Below are 13,876 nucleotides of genomic sequence, written 5' to 3'. Positions count from 1 at the left end.
GTGTATGAAGGAGGCAGCCTCCGCACGTGCCGCGGAAGGGGAGCCTCCATGTCGTCATCGGTGCCCGACCGCCTCCGCCTGCCCTTCCGCTTCGACGTGGCGGGGCTCCAGGCGGACCTCGCGAGCCTGCCGCCCGGCACCTGGGTGCCCCACTTCAACAAGGGCTACTACGAGGGCGACTGGAGCGGCGTCCCGCTGCGCTCCATCGGCGGCATGGAAGGGCGCATCTACCCCGACCCTACCGGGAGGGAGAGCTACGCGGACACGCCGCTGCTCTCACGGTGCCCGGCGTTTCGCGCCGCGCTGGCCGCATTCCAATGCCCCATCGGCTCCGCGCGGCTGCTGAAGCTGGCCGCGGGCGCGCGCATCCGCGAGCACACCGACTACAACCTGGGCTTCGACGACGGCGAGGTGCGGCTGCACATCCCCATCGTCACCCACCCGGACCTGGCCTTCTTCCTCGCGGGCCAGCGCGTGGTGCTCCAGCCGGGCGAGTGCTGGTACCTGGACTTCAACCTTCCCCACCGGGTGGAGAACCCCAGCGACACGGACCGCGTCCACCTGGTGCTGGACTGCGTGGTGGATGACTGGCTGCGCGCCGTCTTCGCCGACGCCATCTCCCAGCGAGGCCGGGAGGGCGCGAATGCCGCCTGACGACTTCGAGCGCTTTCGCCGGCTCGTCCTGGAGGACAGGGCACTGCAGGTGGCCCTCGAGGCGACGGCGGAGGTGCCGGCCTTCATCGCGCTGGCGCGGAAGCTGGGCGCCGAGCGCGGCTGCCACTTCACCGAGGTGGACATCCGGGAGGCCATCCGCTCCGCCCGTCGCGAGTGGAACGAGCGCTGGATATGACGGTGCTGACCGACGCCACGCGCCTGGAGGGCTGGGGGCCCGCTCGCATCCACGAGGACGCGGACGGCCTGCGCGTGGACTGGTGCCACCTGGGAGCGCGGCGCTTCACGGACCCGTTCTTCGACCAGACGCTGGAGCGCCGCCTCCGTCATCCCTTCGCCCTGCTCTTCCGTCACCAGACCTCGATGGAGGAGCTGGTGGCGCGGCACGCTGTGAGGCCGGGGCTGCCGGTGCGGGGGCTCGTCTTCCACATGTCCCGCTGCGGCTCCACGCTGGTGGCGCAGCTCCTCGCGGCGCTCCCGCGCCACATCGTCCTGTCCGAGGCCGGCCCGGTGGACACGGTGCTGCGGTCCCACCTGCGCAGGCCGGACATCACGGAGGCGCAGCGCATCGAGTGGCTGCGAGCGGTGGTGGGGGCGCTCGGCCAGCGGCGACATGCCGAGGAGGAGGCCGTCTTCCTCAAGCTGGACGCGTGGCACACGCTGGAGCTGCCGCTGCTGCAGCGGGCATTCCCGGGCGTGCCGTGGCTCTTCCTCTACCGGGATCCGGTGGAGGTCATGGCGTCGCACCAGAACCACCGCGGTGCGCACATGCTGCCGGGGCTGCTGGAGCCCACGCGGCTCGGCGTGGAGCGCGAGTCGCTGGAGGGAATGCCCCTGGAGGAGTACGGCGCGCGCGTCCTCGCCCGCATCTGCGAGGCCGGGCTGCGGGGCTACCGGGAGCGGCAGGCACCGGCGCGACTGCTGGACTACCGCCAGCTCCAGACAGAGGGCACGGCGCTCCTCACGGACCTCTTCGGGGTGGAGCTGACAGCGGAGGACACCGGGCGCGTGCGCGAAGCGGCGGAGCGCGATGCGAAGAACCCCGTGGTGCCCTTCGCGGATGACACCGAGGACAAGGCCCGCCGGGTCTCCGAGCGCTCACGCGAGATGGCGGAGCGCTTCCTCCGCCCCGTCTACGCTGCCTTGGAGGCAGAGCGCCTCGGCTCGGGCACCGCGCGGTAGGAGACGCCGCACGGCTTCCTTTCAGGAAGGGGCAGCGAGCGCGGGATGCGCCCCGTCCCAGCTGCGCGGAAGGCCGAGCACTTCGGGACGCGTACAACGCCGGACGCCTTCATGCGGCTCACATCCGGGCCCCGTCGGGAGACAGCGCCACGGGACCGAGCCGGGCGAGGCGGGACTCCACCTGGTCGCGGGTGGGCAGCCCCCCGAAGGCGCCCAGCCGCATCGTCGCCAGCGCGGACGCCTCGTGAGCGAAGCGCGCCGCCTCCGCCAGCGTCTTCCCCTCCGAGAACGCGACGGCGAGCGCCGCCGAGAAGGCATCCCCCGCGCCCGTGGTGTCCGCCAGCTCCACCCGCCTGTCGGGCAGCCACAGCTCACCCTCGGAGGACAGGACGAGGCTGCCACCCGGAGCGGCCACCACCGCCGCGCCCACTCCGCGCCGCAGCAGGTTCTCCGCCGCGCGCCGTGCCGAGGTCCGGTCGACGACGTCCACGCCTGTCAGCACCCGGGCCTCGTCCGCGTTGGGGCGGATGACATGCACGGCCTCCAGCAGGTCCTCCGACAGCTCTCGTGCGGGTGCCGGGTCCAGCACCACACGCAAGCCCGCCGCACGGGCGATATGGACCGCGGCGCTCACCGCCTCCAGCGGCACCTCCAGCTGGACGAGCAGCACGCGCGCCAGGGAGATGCGCTCCTCCGCCCGCAGCACATCGTCGCGCGTCAGCCGCCGGTTGGCGCCCGGCGCCCCGAGGCTCTGCGTCCCGCCCTCCTCGTCCACCATCTCCAGGGACACGCCGGTGGTGGCGCCGGGGTCTCTCACCACGGCCCCGGTGTCCACGCCCTCGCCCTCGAGCTGTTCCAGCAGCGCGCGCCCGCGCGCGTCCATGCCCACGCGCCCGACCAGCGCTACACGGGCGCCCAGCCGCGCCGCCCCCACGGCCCCGTTGGCCCCCTTCCCTCCGAGCCCTTCCAGGAAGAGATGCCCCTCCGCATGCTCTCCAGGTCCAGGGAGGCGAGAGCCCTGGACGAGGAAGTCCGTGTTGATTCCACCGACCACGACGATGTCGGCCCGCACGTCAGAAGCCATGAGGCCACCTCCCTCCAGCCCACCGCGCTCCCGGGACCCGCCACGGCCGGACGCCACGAGGGCATGCGACAGCCCTCAACGTACGCACGGCATCAGCGCGAGCCCCGGAGGGCAGCCCCCGTCGCTCCGGCTCCAGCGGACGGGACAGGGGCCTCCTCGCCTCTCCCCTCCGAAGCTCAGGTCCTGGCTTCCTCCTGAGCCACAGGCGCCGTCAGTCGCAGCATCACGAAGCCCTTCACTCCGGACAGGAGCGACCCCAGGAGGATGCCCACCTTCGCCGCGTCCAGCAGGCGCGGCTCGGGAACGCGAGCCCGGCGATGAAGAGCGCCACGGTGAAGCCGATGCCCGCCACCACACTGACGCCGTAGAGCGTCCTCGACGTCAACGCCTTCTCCTGGCTGTGGCCACCGCCTCCTGGAGCAGCTCCGCCACGCGGGTGAGGTGCTGGGGTTCACGGCGGGAGAGCACGCGCCAGGCGCCTCCCCGCGTGTTCAGCACGAGCTGGTACGAGTCCTCCGCCAGCACGAGCCGGGCGATGGAGCCGAAGACGGTCAGCGCGGCCAGGACCAGCGCTCCTTCATAGAGCCCCCTCGGCCCCGTCCCCGAGACGGAGAGCGCCGAGAGCGCGGGCAGCCCCACCGTCACGCCCAGCACCAGCGCGAGGAGCACCGGCTTCATCCGGGGCGAGCGGCGGACGGTCTCCACACTCAGCACCTCCGCCAGGGCCTGCGTGCGGCCACGGGCCACCACCCGCTCGGACGTGACGAGCACGCCACCTTCCTGGAGGAGCTGCACCTCGCCCGGGCTCGCGGGTGCGGCCTTCGCGTGTCGGGGGAACGGGAAGAGCGAGGGCAACAGCGGAACAGCCAGACGCTCCATCATGACTCGTCTCCTGGGGACGGCGGCACGGCCCCGCCGGAAGTTCTGGAAGAGAGGGCCCGCAGGCCCGGAACGTGAGCGCACAGCACCCGGCTCAGCTCGGCGAGCGGCTGGCCCAGCGCGAAGCAGTCCCGCGCGCCCAGCTTCAGCGCCAGCTGCACCAGCCGCTCATCGGCGAAAGGCACCAGCACGATGAGGGGCCCATCGCCCGTCAGCGCCCGCGCCTCCCCCAGCAGCCGGAGGATGCCTTCGCCCCGCTCCACGTGGACCAGCGTGAAGTCGGGCTGGCCCCCGTCGGGCACACCCAGGTCCAGGGCGATGCCCAGCTCCCCCAGCACGTCCGAGAGGAGCGAGGTGAGCGACGCGTCCCCTCCCAGCAGGAGGGCACGGGCTGTGTGCGCGGGCGACACGCTTTGAGCTCAAGCAATGCCCATGCCCGGCCCCCGCCCCGGGGGATGTGGCCCCCTGGCCGCGCGCCATGGCATCGCGCCACACCGGCGTGGCGGAATGCCACGGTGCCCTACCCCCGCTCGCGCTCCCGGCGGTGGATGGTGGAGACGTCGATGCCGAGCAGCTCCGCGGCGCGCGTCTTGTTGCCCCCACAGCGCCCCACCATCCACGCGATGTACTCCGCCTCCAGCCGGCGCAGCGACCACAGCTCCTGCTGGGCCAGCGCCAGCGGCTGGGACTCAGGCGTCTCGGGCGGCAGGTGTGGGCGGAGATCCTCCAGGCCCGCCGTCTCTCCCGGTGCCAGCACCACCAGCCGCGCCACCAGGTTCTCCAGCTCGCGCACGTTGCCCGGCCAGGGCATGGCGGCCAGCGCGGCCACGGCGTCGGGTGACAGGGCCTGCAGGCGTGAGCGCGGGTTGCGCGCGCGGGCGCGGGTGATGAAGTGCTCCACCAGCATCGGGATGTCCTCGCGACGCTCGCGCAGGGTGGGCAGGCGCAGGGTGACGACGTTGAGGCGGTAGAAAAGGTCCGCGCGGAAGCGGCCCTCGCGCACGCGGGCCTCCAGGTCCTGGTGCGTGGCGGCGACGATGCGCACGTCCACGGTGCGGCTGGCGTCGGCGCCCACCGCGCGCACCTCACCATCCTCCAGCACGCGCAGCAGGCGGGCCTGCAGCTCCATGGGCATGTCGCCAATCTCGTCGAGGAAGAGCGTCCCCTTGTCCGCCTCCACGAACAGTCCCCGCCGCGCCGAGGTGGCCCCGGTGAAGGCGCCCTTCACGTGGCCGAACAGCTCGCTCTCCAGCAGGTGGTGCGGCAGCGCCGTGCAGTTGACCGCCACGAAGGGCCCGGCGGCGCGCGGCCCCTCGAAGTGGAGCGCCCGCGCCACCAGCTCCTTGCCGCTGCCGCTCTCGCCGCGCACCAGCACCGCCGCGCCGGAGTGCGCCACCCGCTCGATGAAGTCATACAGCGTCCGCATGGGGGCGCTGCGGCCCACCAGCGCGCCCAGGCTGCCGCGCTCGGCCGCGGCCTGGCGCAGGGCGCGGTTCTCCGCGCGCAGGCGGCGCTCCACCAGCGCCCGCTTCAGGAAGACGAGCACCTCGTCCAGGCGGAAGGGCTTGGTGAAGTAGTGGTAGGCGCCGCGCTTCATCGCCTCCACGGCGCTCTCCACGCCGCCGAAGGCCGTCATCAGCAGCACGGGCATCTCCGGGTCCACCCCGTGCACCGCCTCCAGCACGTCCAGCCCGTCCACCTTCTCCATGCGCAGGTCGCTCAGCACCGCGTCGTACAGGCGCGTGCGCACCAGGCGGATGGCCTCCTCGCCGCCCGTGGCCAGGTCCACCGTGTAGCCCTCGTCCGTGAGCGGGTCGCGCAGCATGCGCCCCATCTCCACATGGTCGTCGACGACCAGGATGCGTCCCTCAGCTGGCATGTCTCTCCTCGACGGCCGGGGTGGCGGCGGGCCACAGCACGGTGACGCACGTCCCCTGCCCCGGCTCGCTCTCCAGCTCCAACCGTCCGCCATGGTTGCGCACGACGTGCGCCACCATCGTCAGCCCCAGCCCCGTGCCCTGCCCCCGCTTCTTCGTGGTGAAGAACGGGTCGAACACCTGGTTCAGGCTCTCCTTCGGAATGCCGCAGCCGTTGTCGCGCACGGTGACGGACACCAGCCCCCACGTGCCCGCGGCGGCGCCATCCGACGCCGAGGCCGACAGCCGCACCCGGCCCCCGTCTCCGCAGGCGTCACACGCGTTGAGCGCCAGGTTCACCAGGACCTGCTGCAGCTGGTCCGGGTCCGCGGCCACGGGCGGCAGCGTGTCCGGCACGTCCAGCTCCAGGGACACGCGGCGGCGCTCGGCCTCCAGGCGCAGCAGCTCGTACACGTCGCGGGCGATGGGCCCCAGCGCCACCGGCCGCACCGCCGTGGGCTGCAGGCGCGAGAAGTCCAGCAGCTGCCGCAGCGTGCGGCTCACCCGGTCTATCTGCTCGATGATGACCGCCACGCCCGCACCCTGCGGGTGGCCCTGGCCCAGCTTGCCGAGCACGTACTCCGCCCGCCCGCGCACCACGCCCAGCGGGGTGCCAATCTCGTGGGCGATGCCCGCGGCGAGCACGCCCACGGTGGCCAGCTTCTCCGCGCGCAGCAGCTGCGTCTCCAGGGCGCGCACGTTGCTCAGGTCCTCCACGACGAGCAGCGTGCGCACGTCCGGCTCGCGCGCCTCCAGCGGCACGGCGTGGAGGTTGAAGCGGCCTTCCTCGCCGAAGAGGGCCAGGGGCTCGCCCAGCAGGCTGCGCGTCAGCGACTCGCTGGTGGCGGCCTCCACCAGCGCGCGCAGCCTGGCCACCACGGGCTCAGGCGCCTGGGGGAAGGCGGCGGCCAGGGGCGCTCCGACGGCGCTCGCCGGCATGCGGGCACGGAGCACTTGGTTGACGGCGCTGATGCGACCGTCCTCGGTGAGGGCGAGCACGCCGGCGGGGATGTGGTCGAGGATCTTCTGCGTCTTGTCGTGCAGGTGGGCGAGCTGGTGCGCGTGGCGGCGGCTCTCGCGCAGGGCCGCCTTGCGGCGCTGGGCCACCACCACGTACACGGCGAACGTCACCAGGAAGAGCGCCACCAGCAGGGCCGCACCCGACAGCCGCCAGATGAGCCCCTGCTCGTGCGAGCGGAGCGTGGCGGTGGACACCAGCGTCGCCGCGGACCAGTGGCTGCCGCCCCGGACGCGGATGGGCGTGAAGACGGCGACGGCCTCGGCCTTTCCAAGTCCCAGCCGCTCGGCCTCCTCCTCCCGGATCGGAATGGAGCCCCGCAGCCCCTGCTTCATCCGCTCCGCCAGGGACGCGAAGCCGGGTACGAGCGCCGCGTCCGTCTCCAGCCGGCGGTGCCAGTCCGCCAGCGTGGCATCACTCGCGGAGGTCACCTGCCCGTGCGAGCCCACCAGGAGCAGGCGGGCCTCCGGGTCCGACGTGACGATGCGCAGCGGGGCGAAGAAGGACTCGGTGTCCACCAGCACCGCCACGGCGCCGGCCGGCCGGTCCTTGACCACGGGCAGCGCGGTGGCCATGACGCGAAGCCAGGCCTGGGACTCGCCCAGCGGCGGCGAGGTGGTGATGTCACCGGGCACACGCTGGAGCGAGCGCCGGGCGGCCTCCGCCATCTGCGGCAGGACGGCGCCGCGAGACACCTGACGGCCGGAGCGCCGGTCCAGCAGGCGCAGTCGCTCCGTGCCCGCCGCGTCGTACGCGACGATGACCTTGTACTGGCCCACCGCCTCCAGCAGGGCCCGCAGCTCGCGCCGGTGCTCGGCGGGAGTGCCCGGCTGGGACATCAGCTCGCCCGCGAAGCGCAGGTCCTCTCCCACGTCCTCCAGCGCCTCCGTCACCCCGCGTGTGGCCTCGTCCAGCTGGGCCTGCCGCTCCACCGCGAACTGGTGGGCCAGCGCGGCGCGGTTGCGCTCCAACAGCGTCAGCACGCCCATGCCCACGCTGGTGAGCGCGGCGCACAACAGCAGGATGGGGAGGAGTGCGTACCGCATGGGGCCGGCGAGTCTACCGACTCACGCCGGGCCCGGGGCGGTATCCCGAGGTGCCCCGCGACATCTCCGAGCAGCCCAGGGCAGGTCGCCTGCACGGCGGAGCGGGAGGCCCGGCCTGGAGTGATGTGCCCCAGAGCCGAGCAGACCTGCGCAGGTCGCCTGCGGGACCTGGCGGCATGCCCAGCCTGGAGTGATGGGCCACCGACCGGACCTCGGCGCTGGCATCCGGGCCGCCACCGCGAGCAGGCACGGTGGCGGCCCGCCGGGCGGCCTGCCCTGTACCGGGACACCCGGGCGGAGAGGCCCCCTGAAAGGGCCTGCTCCGGGAGGCTCAGCAGCCCGCGCCGTAGGCGATGAGGAACGTGGTGCGGTCGGTGCTGTCCACGGTGCCGCTGCCGTTCACGTCCGCGTTCAGGTGGCCCGCGTTCCAGGCATTGAGGAACGCATCGCGGTCCGCGGCACCCACCGTGCCGTTCGCGTCGTAGTCGGCCGGGCAGAAGAGCTGGAAGTCCAGCACCCACGTCGCGGAGGCCGTGCCGGCGACGTTGCTCCGCGCGTCCACCAGCGCGGACACGTCACCCTGCAGCGTGTACGGCCCCGCGTTCAGCCAGCCCCGGCGGCGCACCGAGTCCGTGTCCGAGTTGCCGATGTCGATGGAGATGGCGGGGACGCCGGTGTCCAGGTTGGCGATGTGCACCAGCGACGCGGAGCCGCCGAAGACCCGGCCGGCAGCGCTCGCATCCGAGTCGGCCGTCGCGTCACCCGCCGCCACGAAGCGCACGAGGCGGTTGATGCGGAACGTCAGGTAGAAGTCCGCATTGCCCGTCGCGTAGCCCCGCGCGGTGGAGGTCTGCGAGCTGCCCTCGGCGGTGGCCGACACGGACGCGGTGATGCGCGAGCCGGTGATGGCCGACGTCTGCGTGCCGGAGCCACTCGCCTCCACGTGGCTGTGCGTGTCGTCGTACTGCGGATGGGTGTTGGCGTTCAGGACGATGCTGTCCGTGAAGTCCTCGAAGCCGTACGTCCGATGGGTGTCCTCGTCGACGATGTTCGTCCCCGTATCGGTGGCGGAAATCGTCGCGCCCACCGAGCGGCTTCCCTCGACGGGCGTGAGGAACTGCGCATGGGCGGACGCGGCCGCGAACAGGGGGATGGCACCGGCCCACAGGGGGATGTGACGCATGGACTCCTCCGTGCTGCATGTCGGGGTGAGCGGCGGACGATAGGCCCCCTGCCCGACACGCTCCCTGCCAACCCCGTGACGAAGCCCCTCGCCCGGCAAGCTTCCGTAACTCCTTGAAAGTCCTTGAAAATCAGGACCCGGTGTCCCAGGCCCCCACACCGCAAGGATTGACTGCCCGCGTCGCCACGTGTTACCTACCGGTCGGTAGGCAATTGCATCCAGGAATTTTACAGCCTTACGGAAGGACCACACGTGACGCCGAGCGGACGGAAGCCGGATGAGGGTGAGCGCTACAAGGCCATCCTGGAGACGGCGGCGCGGCTCATCTGCGAGCGCGGCTACGAAGGCACGTCGATGCAGGAGATCGCCGCCGCGTGCCGCATGACGAAGGCGGGGCTCTACCACCACATCCAGAACAAGGAGCAGCTGCTCTTCGCCATCATGAACTACGGGATGGACCTGTTCGAGGAGCAGGTGCTCTCGCGCGTGCAGGACATCGCGGACCCGGTGGAGCGGCTGCGCGCGTGCATGCGCCACAACATCCTGCTGGTGACGCGGGGGTGGAGCAAGGAGGTCATCATCATCCTCCACGAGCACGCCACGCTGACCGGTGAGGCGCGCGCGTTCATCGACGCCCGGAAGAAGAAGTACGTCGACTTCCTGGAGGAGGCCTTCGCGCAGGCGTCGGCGCAGGGGCGCGTGCGCCCGGTGGACCCGACCATCGGCGCGTTCTCGTTCCTGGGCATGGTGCTGTGGGTCTACAAGTGGTTCAAGCCGGACGGGCGGCTCACCGACGAGCAGATCGCCGACGGCATGGTGGACCTGCTCTTCCCGCCCATCGTCGCCGCCGCCGTGGAGGGCCAGCCGGGCACGTCCTCGCTGCGCGTCGTTCCGCGCTCCCCTTCCGCCACCGGCACGGACGACTCCAGCTCCGGCTCCGGCCCGACGGAGAAGCCATGAAGACGGCGCGCTGGTGCTCGCTGGAGGAGGCGGTGGCCTCCATCCCAGATGGGACGTTCCTGGCCACCGGGGGCTTCATGCTCGGCCGCGCGCCCATGGCGCTGGTGATGGAGCTCATCGCCCAGGGCAAGCGGAAGCTCGGCCTCATCTCGTTGCCCAACCCGCTGCCCGCCGAGCTCCTCGTCGCGGGGGGCTGTCTGGACCGCGTGGAGCTTGCGTTCGGCGCGCTCAGCCTGGAGGGCAAGGTGCGGCCCATGCCCTGCCTCAAGCGGGCCATGGAGCAGGGCACGCTGTCCTGGCGCGAGCACGACGGCTACCGCGTGGTGCAGCGGCTGCGCGCGGCGTCCATGGGGCTGCCCTTCATCCCCGCGCCGGACGCGGACGTGTCCGGGCTGGCAGAGGCGGAGCCGCCGCGCATGGTGGTGGACCCGTTCACCGGCCAGAGCGTGGCGGTGGAGCCGGCCTTCTACCCGGACGTGGCGCTCATCCACGCGCGCGCCGCGGACGAGCGCGGCAACCTGTACATCGAGGACCCGACGACGGACCTGCTGGTGGCGGGCGCCGCCAGGCGCGTCATCGCCACGGTGGAGGAGCGCGTGACGCGGCTGCCTCGCGCCACGGTGCCGGGCTTCCAGGTGGACCGCATCGTGCTGGCCCCGGGCGGCGCGCTGCCCACGGGCTGCACCGGGCTGTACCCGCATGACGACGCGATGCTCGCGCGCTACCTGCAGCTCGCCGAGACGGGCCGCGAGGCGGAGTTCCTCTCGTCGCTGGTGGCGCGGAGGGCGGCATGAGCGCGGCGCTCGACGTGACGCCGGCGGAGACGGTCGTCTCCCTCCTGGCCCGGCAGATTGAAGACGGCGCCGTGGTGGCCACGGGCGTGGCGTCGCCGCTGGCCATCCTCGCCATCGCCGTGGCGCGGGCCACGCATGCGCCGGGCCTGACGTACCTGGCCTGCGTGGGCTCGCTGGACCCGGACATCTCCACGCTGCTCCCCTCCTCCGAGGACCTGGGCTACCTGGATGGGCGCTCGGCGGAAATCACCATTCCGGACCTCTTCGACCATGCGCGGCGCGGACGGGTGGACACCGTCTTCTTCGGCGCGGCCGAGGTGGACGGCGCCGGCTGCACCAACATGACGGCGAGCGGCAGCCTGGACAGGCCGCGCACGAAGTTCCCCGGCGTGGCGGGCGCGGCCACGCTGCGGCAGTGGGTGCGGCGGCCGGTGCTGCTGGTGCCCCGGCAGTCCCGCCGCAACCTGGTGCCTGAAGTCCAGGTCGCAACCACGAGAGACCCCCGCCGGCCGGTGACGCTCATCTCCGACCTGGGCGTCTTCGAGCTGGGCGCGGCCGGCGCCCGCCTGCTGGCTCGCCACCCGTGGGCCACGGAGGAGTCCATCTCCGAGCGCACCGGCTTCGAGTTCTCGGTGGCGGAGTCACTTCCCGTCACCTCGCTGCCCGACGCACGCACGGTGGCCGCCATCCGGGCCATCGACTCGCGCGGCTACCGCGACCAGCTCGTCGGCACCTGACACATCCACACGAAGACTTCTGGGAAGCACGGAGGCATGGAGATGAAGGCTGTCGTTCTGCGCAGCTTTGGTGAAGCGGGCAACCTCAAGATGGAGAACGTCCCCGTGCCCCGGCCGGGCCGCGGCGAGGTGCTGCTGAAGGTCCACGCGTGCGGCGTCTGCTACCACGACGTCATCAACCGCCGGGGCAACCTGCCCCGCACCAGCGTGCCGGCCATCCTCGGCCACGAGGCGGCGGGCGAGGTGGTGGAGGTGGGCCCGGAGACGCCGGGGTGGAAGACGGGCGACCGCGCGGCCACGCTGCAGCGCCTGTCGTGCGGCGAGTGCGCGCTGTGCAAGGTCGGGCGCAACAGCCTCTGCAAGAACGACAACCGCTTCTTCGGTGAGGAGCTGCCCGGCGGCTACTCGCAGTTCATGGTGGCCCCGGTGGCAGGGCTGGGTCGGGTGCCCGCGTCGCTGCCCTGGGAGGAGGCCGCGACGGTGTGCTGCACCACGGGCACTGCGGTGCACACGGTGCGCACCCGGGCGAAGGTCCGCGCGGGCGAGACGGTGCTCATCACCGGCGCCAGCGGCGGCGTGGGCCTGTCCTCGGTGCAGCTGGCGAAGCTGGACGGGGCGCGCGTCATCGCGGTGACGTCCGGCGAGGCCAAGGTGCAGGCGCTGAAGGACGCCGGCGCGGACGAGGTCATCCTCTCGCGCGGGCTGGACTTCGCGGCGGAGGTGCGCAAGCGGACGAAGGGCGCGGGCGTGGATGTGGCGGTGGAGATCGTCGGCAGCGCCACGTTCGACCAGACGATGAAGTCCATGGCGCCGGGCGGCCGCGTGGTGGTGGTGGGCAACCTCGAGTCCGGGCTGGTGCAGCTCAACCCGGGCCTGGTCATCGTGAAGGAGCTGGAGATTCTCGGCGCGTACGCCACGACGCAGCAGGAGCTGGACGAGGCGCTGCGGCTGACGGCCACGGGCGGGGTGCGGCAGTTCGTCACGGACAAGGTGCCGCTGGCGGAGGCGGCGCGGGCGCACTTCCGGCTGGAGAACCGCGAGGTGGCGGGCCGGCTGGTGCTGGTGCCGCCCGAGGCGTGAGCGCGGGCGGGGGCGCGGGTGTCTGGGATTCGAGAACGAGCCTGAGGAATCGAGGAGTGCGATGAAGAAGCGCGTTGGAATCGAAGCGTTGGCGGTGGCGGTGCCTTCCCGGTACGTGGACATCGAGGACCTGGCGCGGGCGCGCGGGGTGGACCCTGCGAAGTTCACTGCGGGCCTGGGTGCGAAGGAGATGGCCGTCACGGACCCAGGCGAGGACACCGTGGCCCTGGCGGCCTCGGCGGCGGCGCGGCTCTTGCGCCAGCAGGACGTGGACCCCTCGCGCATCGGCATGCTGGTGGTGGGCACGGAGACGGGCATCGACCACTCGAAGCCGGTCGCCTCGCACGTCCAGGGGCTCCTGAAGCTGCCGCGCACCATGCGCACGTACGACACGCAGCACGCGTGCTACGGCGGCACGGCTGGCCTGATGGCGGCGGCGGAGTGGATTGCCTCGGGCGCGGGCGCGGGAAAGGTGGCTGTCGTCATCTGCTCGGACATCGCGCGCTACGGGCTGAACACGGCGGGCGAGCCCACCCAGGGCGGCGGCGCGGTGGCGCTGCTCGTCTCGGAGCAGCCGGACCTGCTGGCGATGGACGTGGGCCTCAACGGCACGTGCACGATGGACGTGTACGACTTCTGGAGGCCGGTGGGCCGCCGGGAGGCGCTGGTGGACGGGCACTACTCCATCAACTGCTACCTCGAGGCGCTGTCGGGCGCGTACCGGGGCTGGCGCGAGAAGGCGCTGGCGCACGGGCTGGTGCGCTGGTCGGGCACGATGCCCGGCGAGCAGCTGGCGCGAATCGCCTACCACGTGCCCTTCTGCAAGATGGCGCGCAAGGCGCACACGCAGCTGCGGCTGTGTGATTTGGAGGACGCGGTGGGCCCGGGGCCCGGGACGCCGGAGGCCCGCGAGGAGGTGGCGAAGTCCTCCGCGAGCTACGACGCGCAGGTGGCCACGTCGCTGGGGCTGAACGCACGCATCGGCAACGTGTACACGGCGTCGCTGTACCTGGCGCTGGCGGGCCTGCTCCAGCGCGAGGGCGCGCAGCTCGCGGGGCAGCGCATCGGCCTGCTGTCATACGGCAGCGGCTGCATGGCGGAGTTCTACTCCGGCCTCGTCGGGGAGAAGGCCGCCGAGCGCATGGCGAAGGCGGACCTGGAATCCGTGCTTGCGAAGCGCGAGCGCGTCTCCGTGGAGGAGTACGAGCGGCTGATGAAGCTGGCTCCCGATGCTCCCGAGCCCGTGGCCCCGGCTCCGGGCGCGTTCCGGCTCACGGAGATTCGGGACCACAAGCGGCTGTACGCGGAAGGCGGCGCGGCCTGAC

14 protein-coding genes and 1 pseudogene are annotated in these 13,876 nt (G+C 72.4%); 8 read left to right on the top strand and 7 right to left on the bottom strand.

Annotated elements, in window-relative coordinates:
- Positions 1-48: 48 nt before the first annotated feature.
- Genes LXT23_RS10110 through LXT23_RS10100 form a run of 3 tightly spaced genes read left to right on the top strand, consistent with a single transcriptional unit; the run spans position 49 to position 1,854 of the window.
- The gene (locus LXT23_RS10110) at positions 49-654 is read left to right on the top strand and encodes an aspartyl/asparaginyl beta-hydroxylase domain-containing protein (protein ID WP_253979906.1); all 606 of its coding nucleotides are present in this window, start codon (positions 49-51) and stop codon (positions 652-654) included.
- Positions 644-850 (top strand): Nif11-like leader peptide family natural product precursor, encoded by a 207-nt coding sequence (locus tag LXT23_RS10105; protein WP_253979905.1) that lies wholly within the window; start codon positions 644-646, stop codon positions 848-850. The genes LXT23_RS10110 and LXT23_RS10105 overlap by 11 nt, the downstream gene beginning before the upstream one ends.
- A complete protein-coding gene (locus tag LXT23_RS10100; RefSeq protein WP_253979904.1) occupies positions 847-1,854 on the top strand; it encodes a sulfotransferase family protein in 1,008 nt (335 codons plus the stop codon). Before LXT23_RS10105 ends, LXT23_RS10100 begins: the two co-directional genes overlap by 4 nt.
- A gap of 118 nt (positions 1,855-1,972) precedes the next feature.
- Here LXT23_RS10100 and LXT23_RS10095 read toward each other — a convergent pair whose 3' ends face one another.
- The 7 genes and pseudogenes from LXT23_RS10095 to LXT23_RS10065 all read right to left on the bottom strand — a co-directional run bounded on the left by LXT23_RS10095 (position 1,973) and on the right by LXT23_RS10065 (position 8,980).
- Entirely contained in the window at positions 1,973-2,938 is a 966-nt protein-coding gene (locus tag LXT23_RS10095) for a ribokinase (RefSeq protein WP_253979903.1), read from the bottom strand.
- Positions 2,939-3,114: 176 nt separating this feature from the next.
- Positions 3,115-3,308, bottom strand: a pseudogene (locus LXT23_RS10090) (Na+/H+ antiporter NhaA); the annotation flags it as partial.
- A gap of 11 nt (positions 3,309-3,319) precedes the next feature.
- A complete protein-coding gene (locus LXT23_RS10085) occupies positions 3,320-3,820 on the bottom strand; it encodes a DUF6232 family protein (RefSeq protein ID WP_253979902.1) in 501 nt (166 codons plus the stop codon).
- Complete coding sequence (locus LXT23_RS10080; protein ID WP_253979901.1) at positions 3,817-4,227, bottom strand: DNA-binding response regulator; 411 nt, start codon at positions 4,225-4,227, stop codon at positions 3,817-3,819. The genes LXT23_RS10085 and LXT23_RS10080 overlap by 4 nt, the downstream gene beginning before the upstream one ends.
- A gap of 110 nt (positions 4,228-4,337) precedes the next feature.
- Positions 4,338-5,696, bottom strand: a complete 1,359-nt coding sequence (locus LXT23_RS10075; protein ID WP_253979900.1) for a sigma-54-dependent transcriptional regulator — start codon at positions 5,694-5,696, stop codon at positions 4,338-4,340.
- Complete coding sequence (locus LXT23_RS10070) at positions 5,686-7,797, bottom strand: two-component system sensor histidine kinase NtrB (protein ID WP_253979899.1); 2,112 nt, start codon at positions 7,795-7,797, stop codon at positions 5,686-5,688. The genes LXT23_RS10075 and LXT23_RS10070 overlap by 11 nt, the downstream gene beginning before the upstream one ends.
- Positions 7,798-8,128: 331 nt before the next feature.
- Positions 8,129-8,980: a GC-type dockerin domain-anchored protein gene (locus tag LXT23_RS10065; protein ID WP_253979898.1), complete on the bottom strand. Its 852-nt coding sequence runs from the start codon at positions 8,978-8,980 to the stop codon at positions 8,129-8,131.
- Between the two features lie 252 nt (positions 8,981-9,232).
- On the opposite strand from LXT23_RS10065, the gene LXT23_RS10060 reads away from it, so the two are divergent.
- The 5 genes from LXT23_RS10060 to LXT23_RS10040 all read left to right on the top strand — a co-directional run bounded on the left by LXT23_RS10060 (position 9,233) and on the right by LXT23_RS10040 (position 13,875).
- Positions 9,233-9,940, top strand: a complete 708-nt coding sequence (locus LXT23_RS10060; protein WP_253979897.1) for a TetR/AcrR family transcriptional regulator — start codon at positions 9,233-9,235, stop codon at positions 9,938-9,940.
- Entirely contained in the window at positions 9,937-10,734 is a 798-nt protein-coding gene (locus LXT23_RS10055) for a CoA transferase subunit A (RefSeq protein WP_253979896.1), read from the top strand. Before LXT23_RS10060 ends, LXT23_RS10055 begins: the two co-directional genes overlap by 4 nt.
- The gene (locus tag LXT23_RS10050) at positions 10,731-11,471 is read left to right on the top strand and encodes a CoA-transferase subunit beta (protein WP_253979895.1); all 741 of its coding nucleotides are present in this window, start codon (positions 10,731-10,733) and stop codon (positions 11,469-11,471) included. Before LXT23_RS10055 ends, LXT23_RS10050 begins: the two co-directional genes overlap by 4 nt.
- Before the next feature lie 42 nt (positions 11,472-11,513).
- The gene (locus tag LXT23_RS10045) at positions 11,514-12,551 is read left to right on the top strand and encodes an alcohol dehydrogenase catalytic domain-containing protein (protein WP_253979894.1); all 1,038 of its coding nucleotides are present in this window, start codon (positions 11,514-11,516) and stop codon (positions 12,549-12,551) included.
- A 61-nt stretch (positions 12,552-12,612) separates the two neighbouring features.
- Positions 12,613-13,875, top strand: coding sequence for a hydroxymethylglutaryl-CoA synthase family protein (locus LXT23_RS10040; protein WP_253979893.1), 1,263 nt, complete (start codon positions 12,613-12,615; stop codon positions 13,873-13,875).
- The last annotated feature ends 1 nt before the right edge of the window (position 13,876 follow it).

Origin of the sequence: Pyxidicoccus xibeiensis (assembly GCF_024198175.1) — a bacterium.
In the GTDB taxonomy this organism is placed as follows: domain Bacteria; phylum Myxococcota; class Myxococcia; order Myxococcales; family Myxococcaceae; genus Myxococcus; species Myxococcus xibeiensis.
The sequence above is the reverse complement of the archived record's forward strand: the minus strand, read 5'-3'. Positions and strand labels throughout refer to the sequence as shown.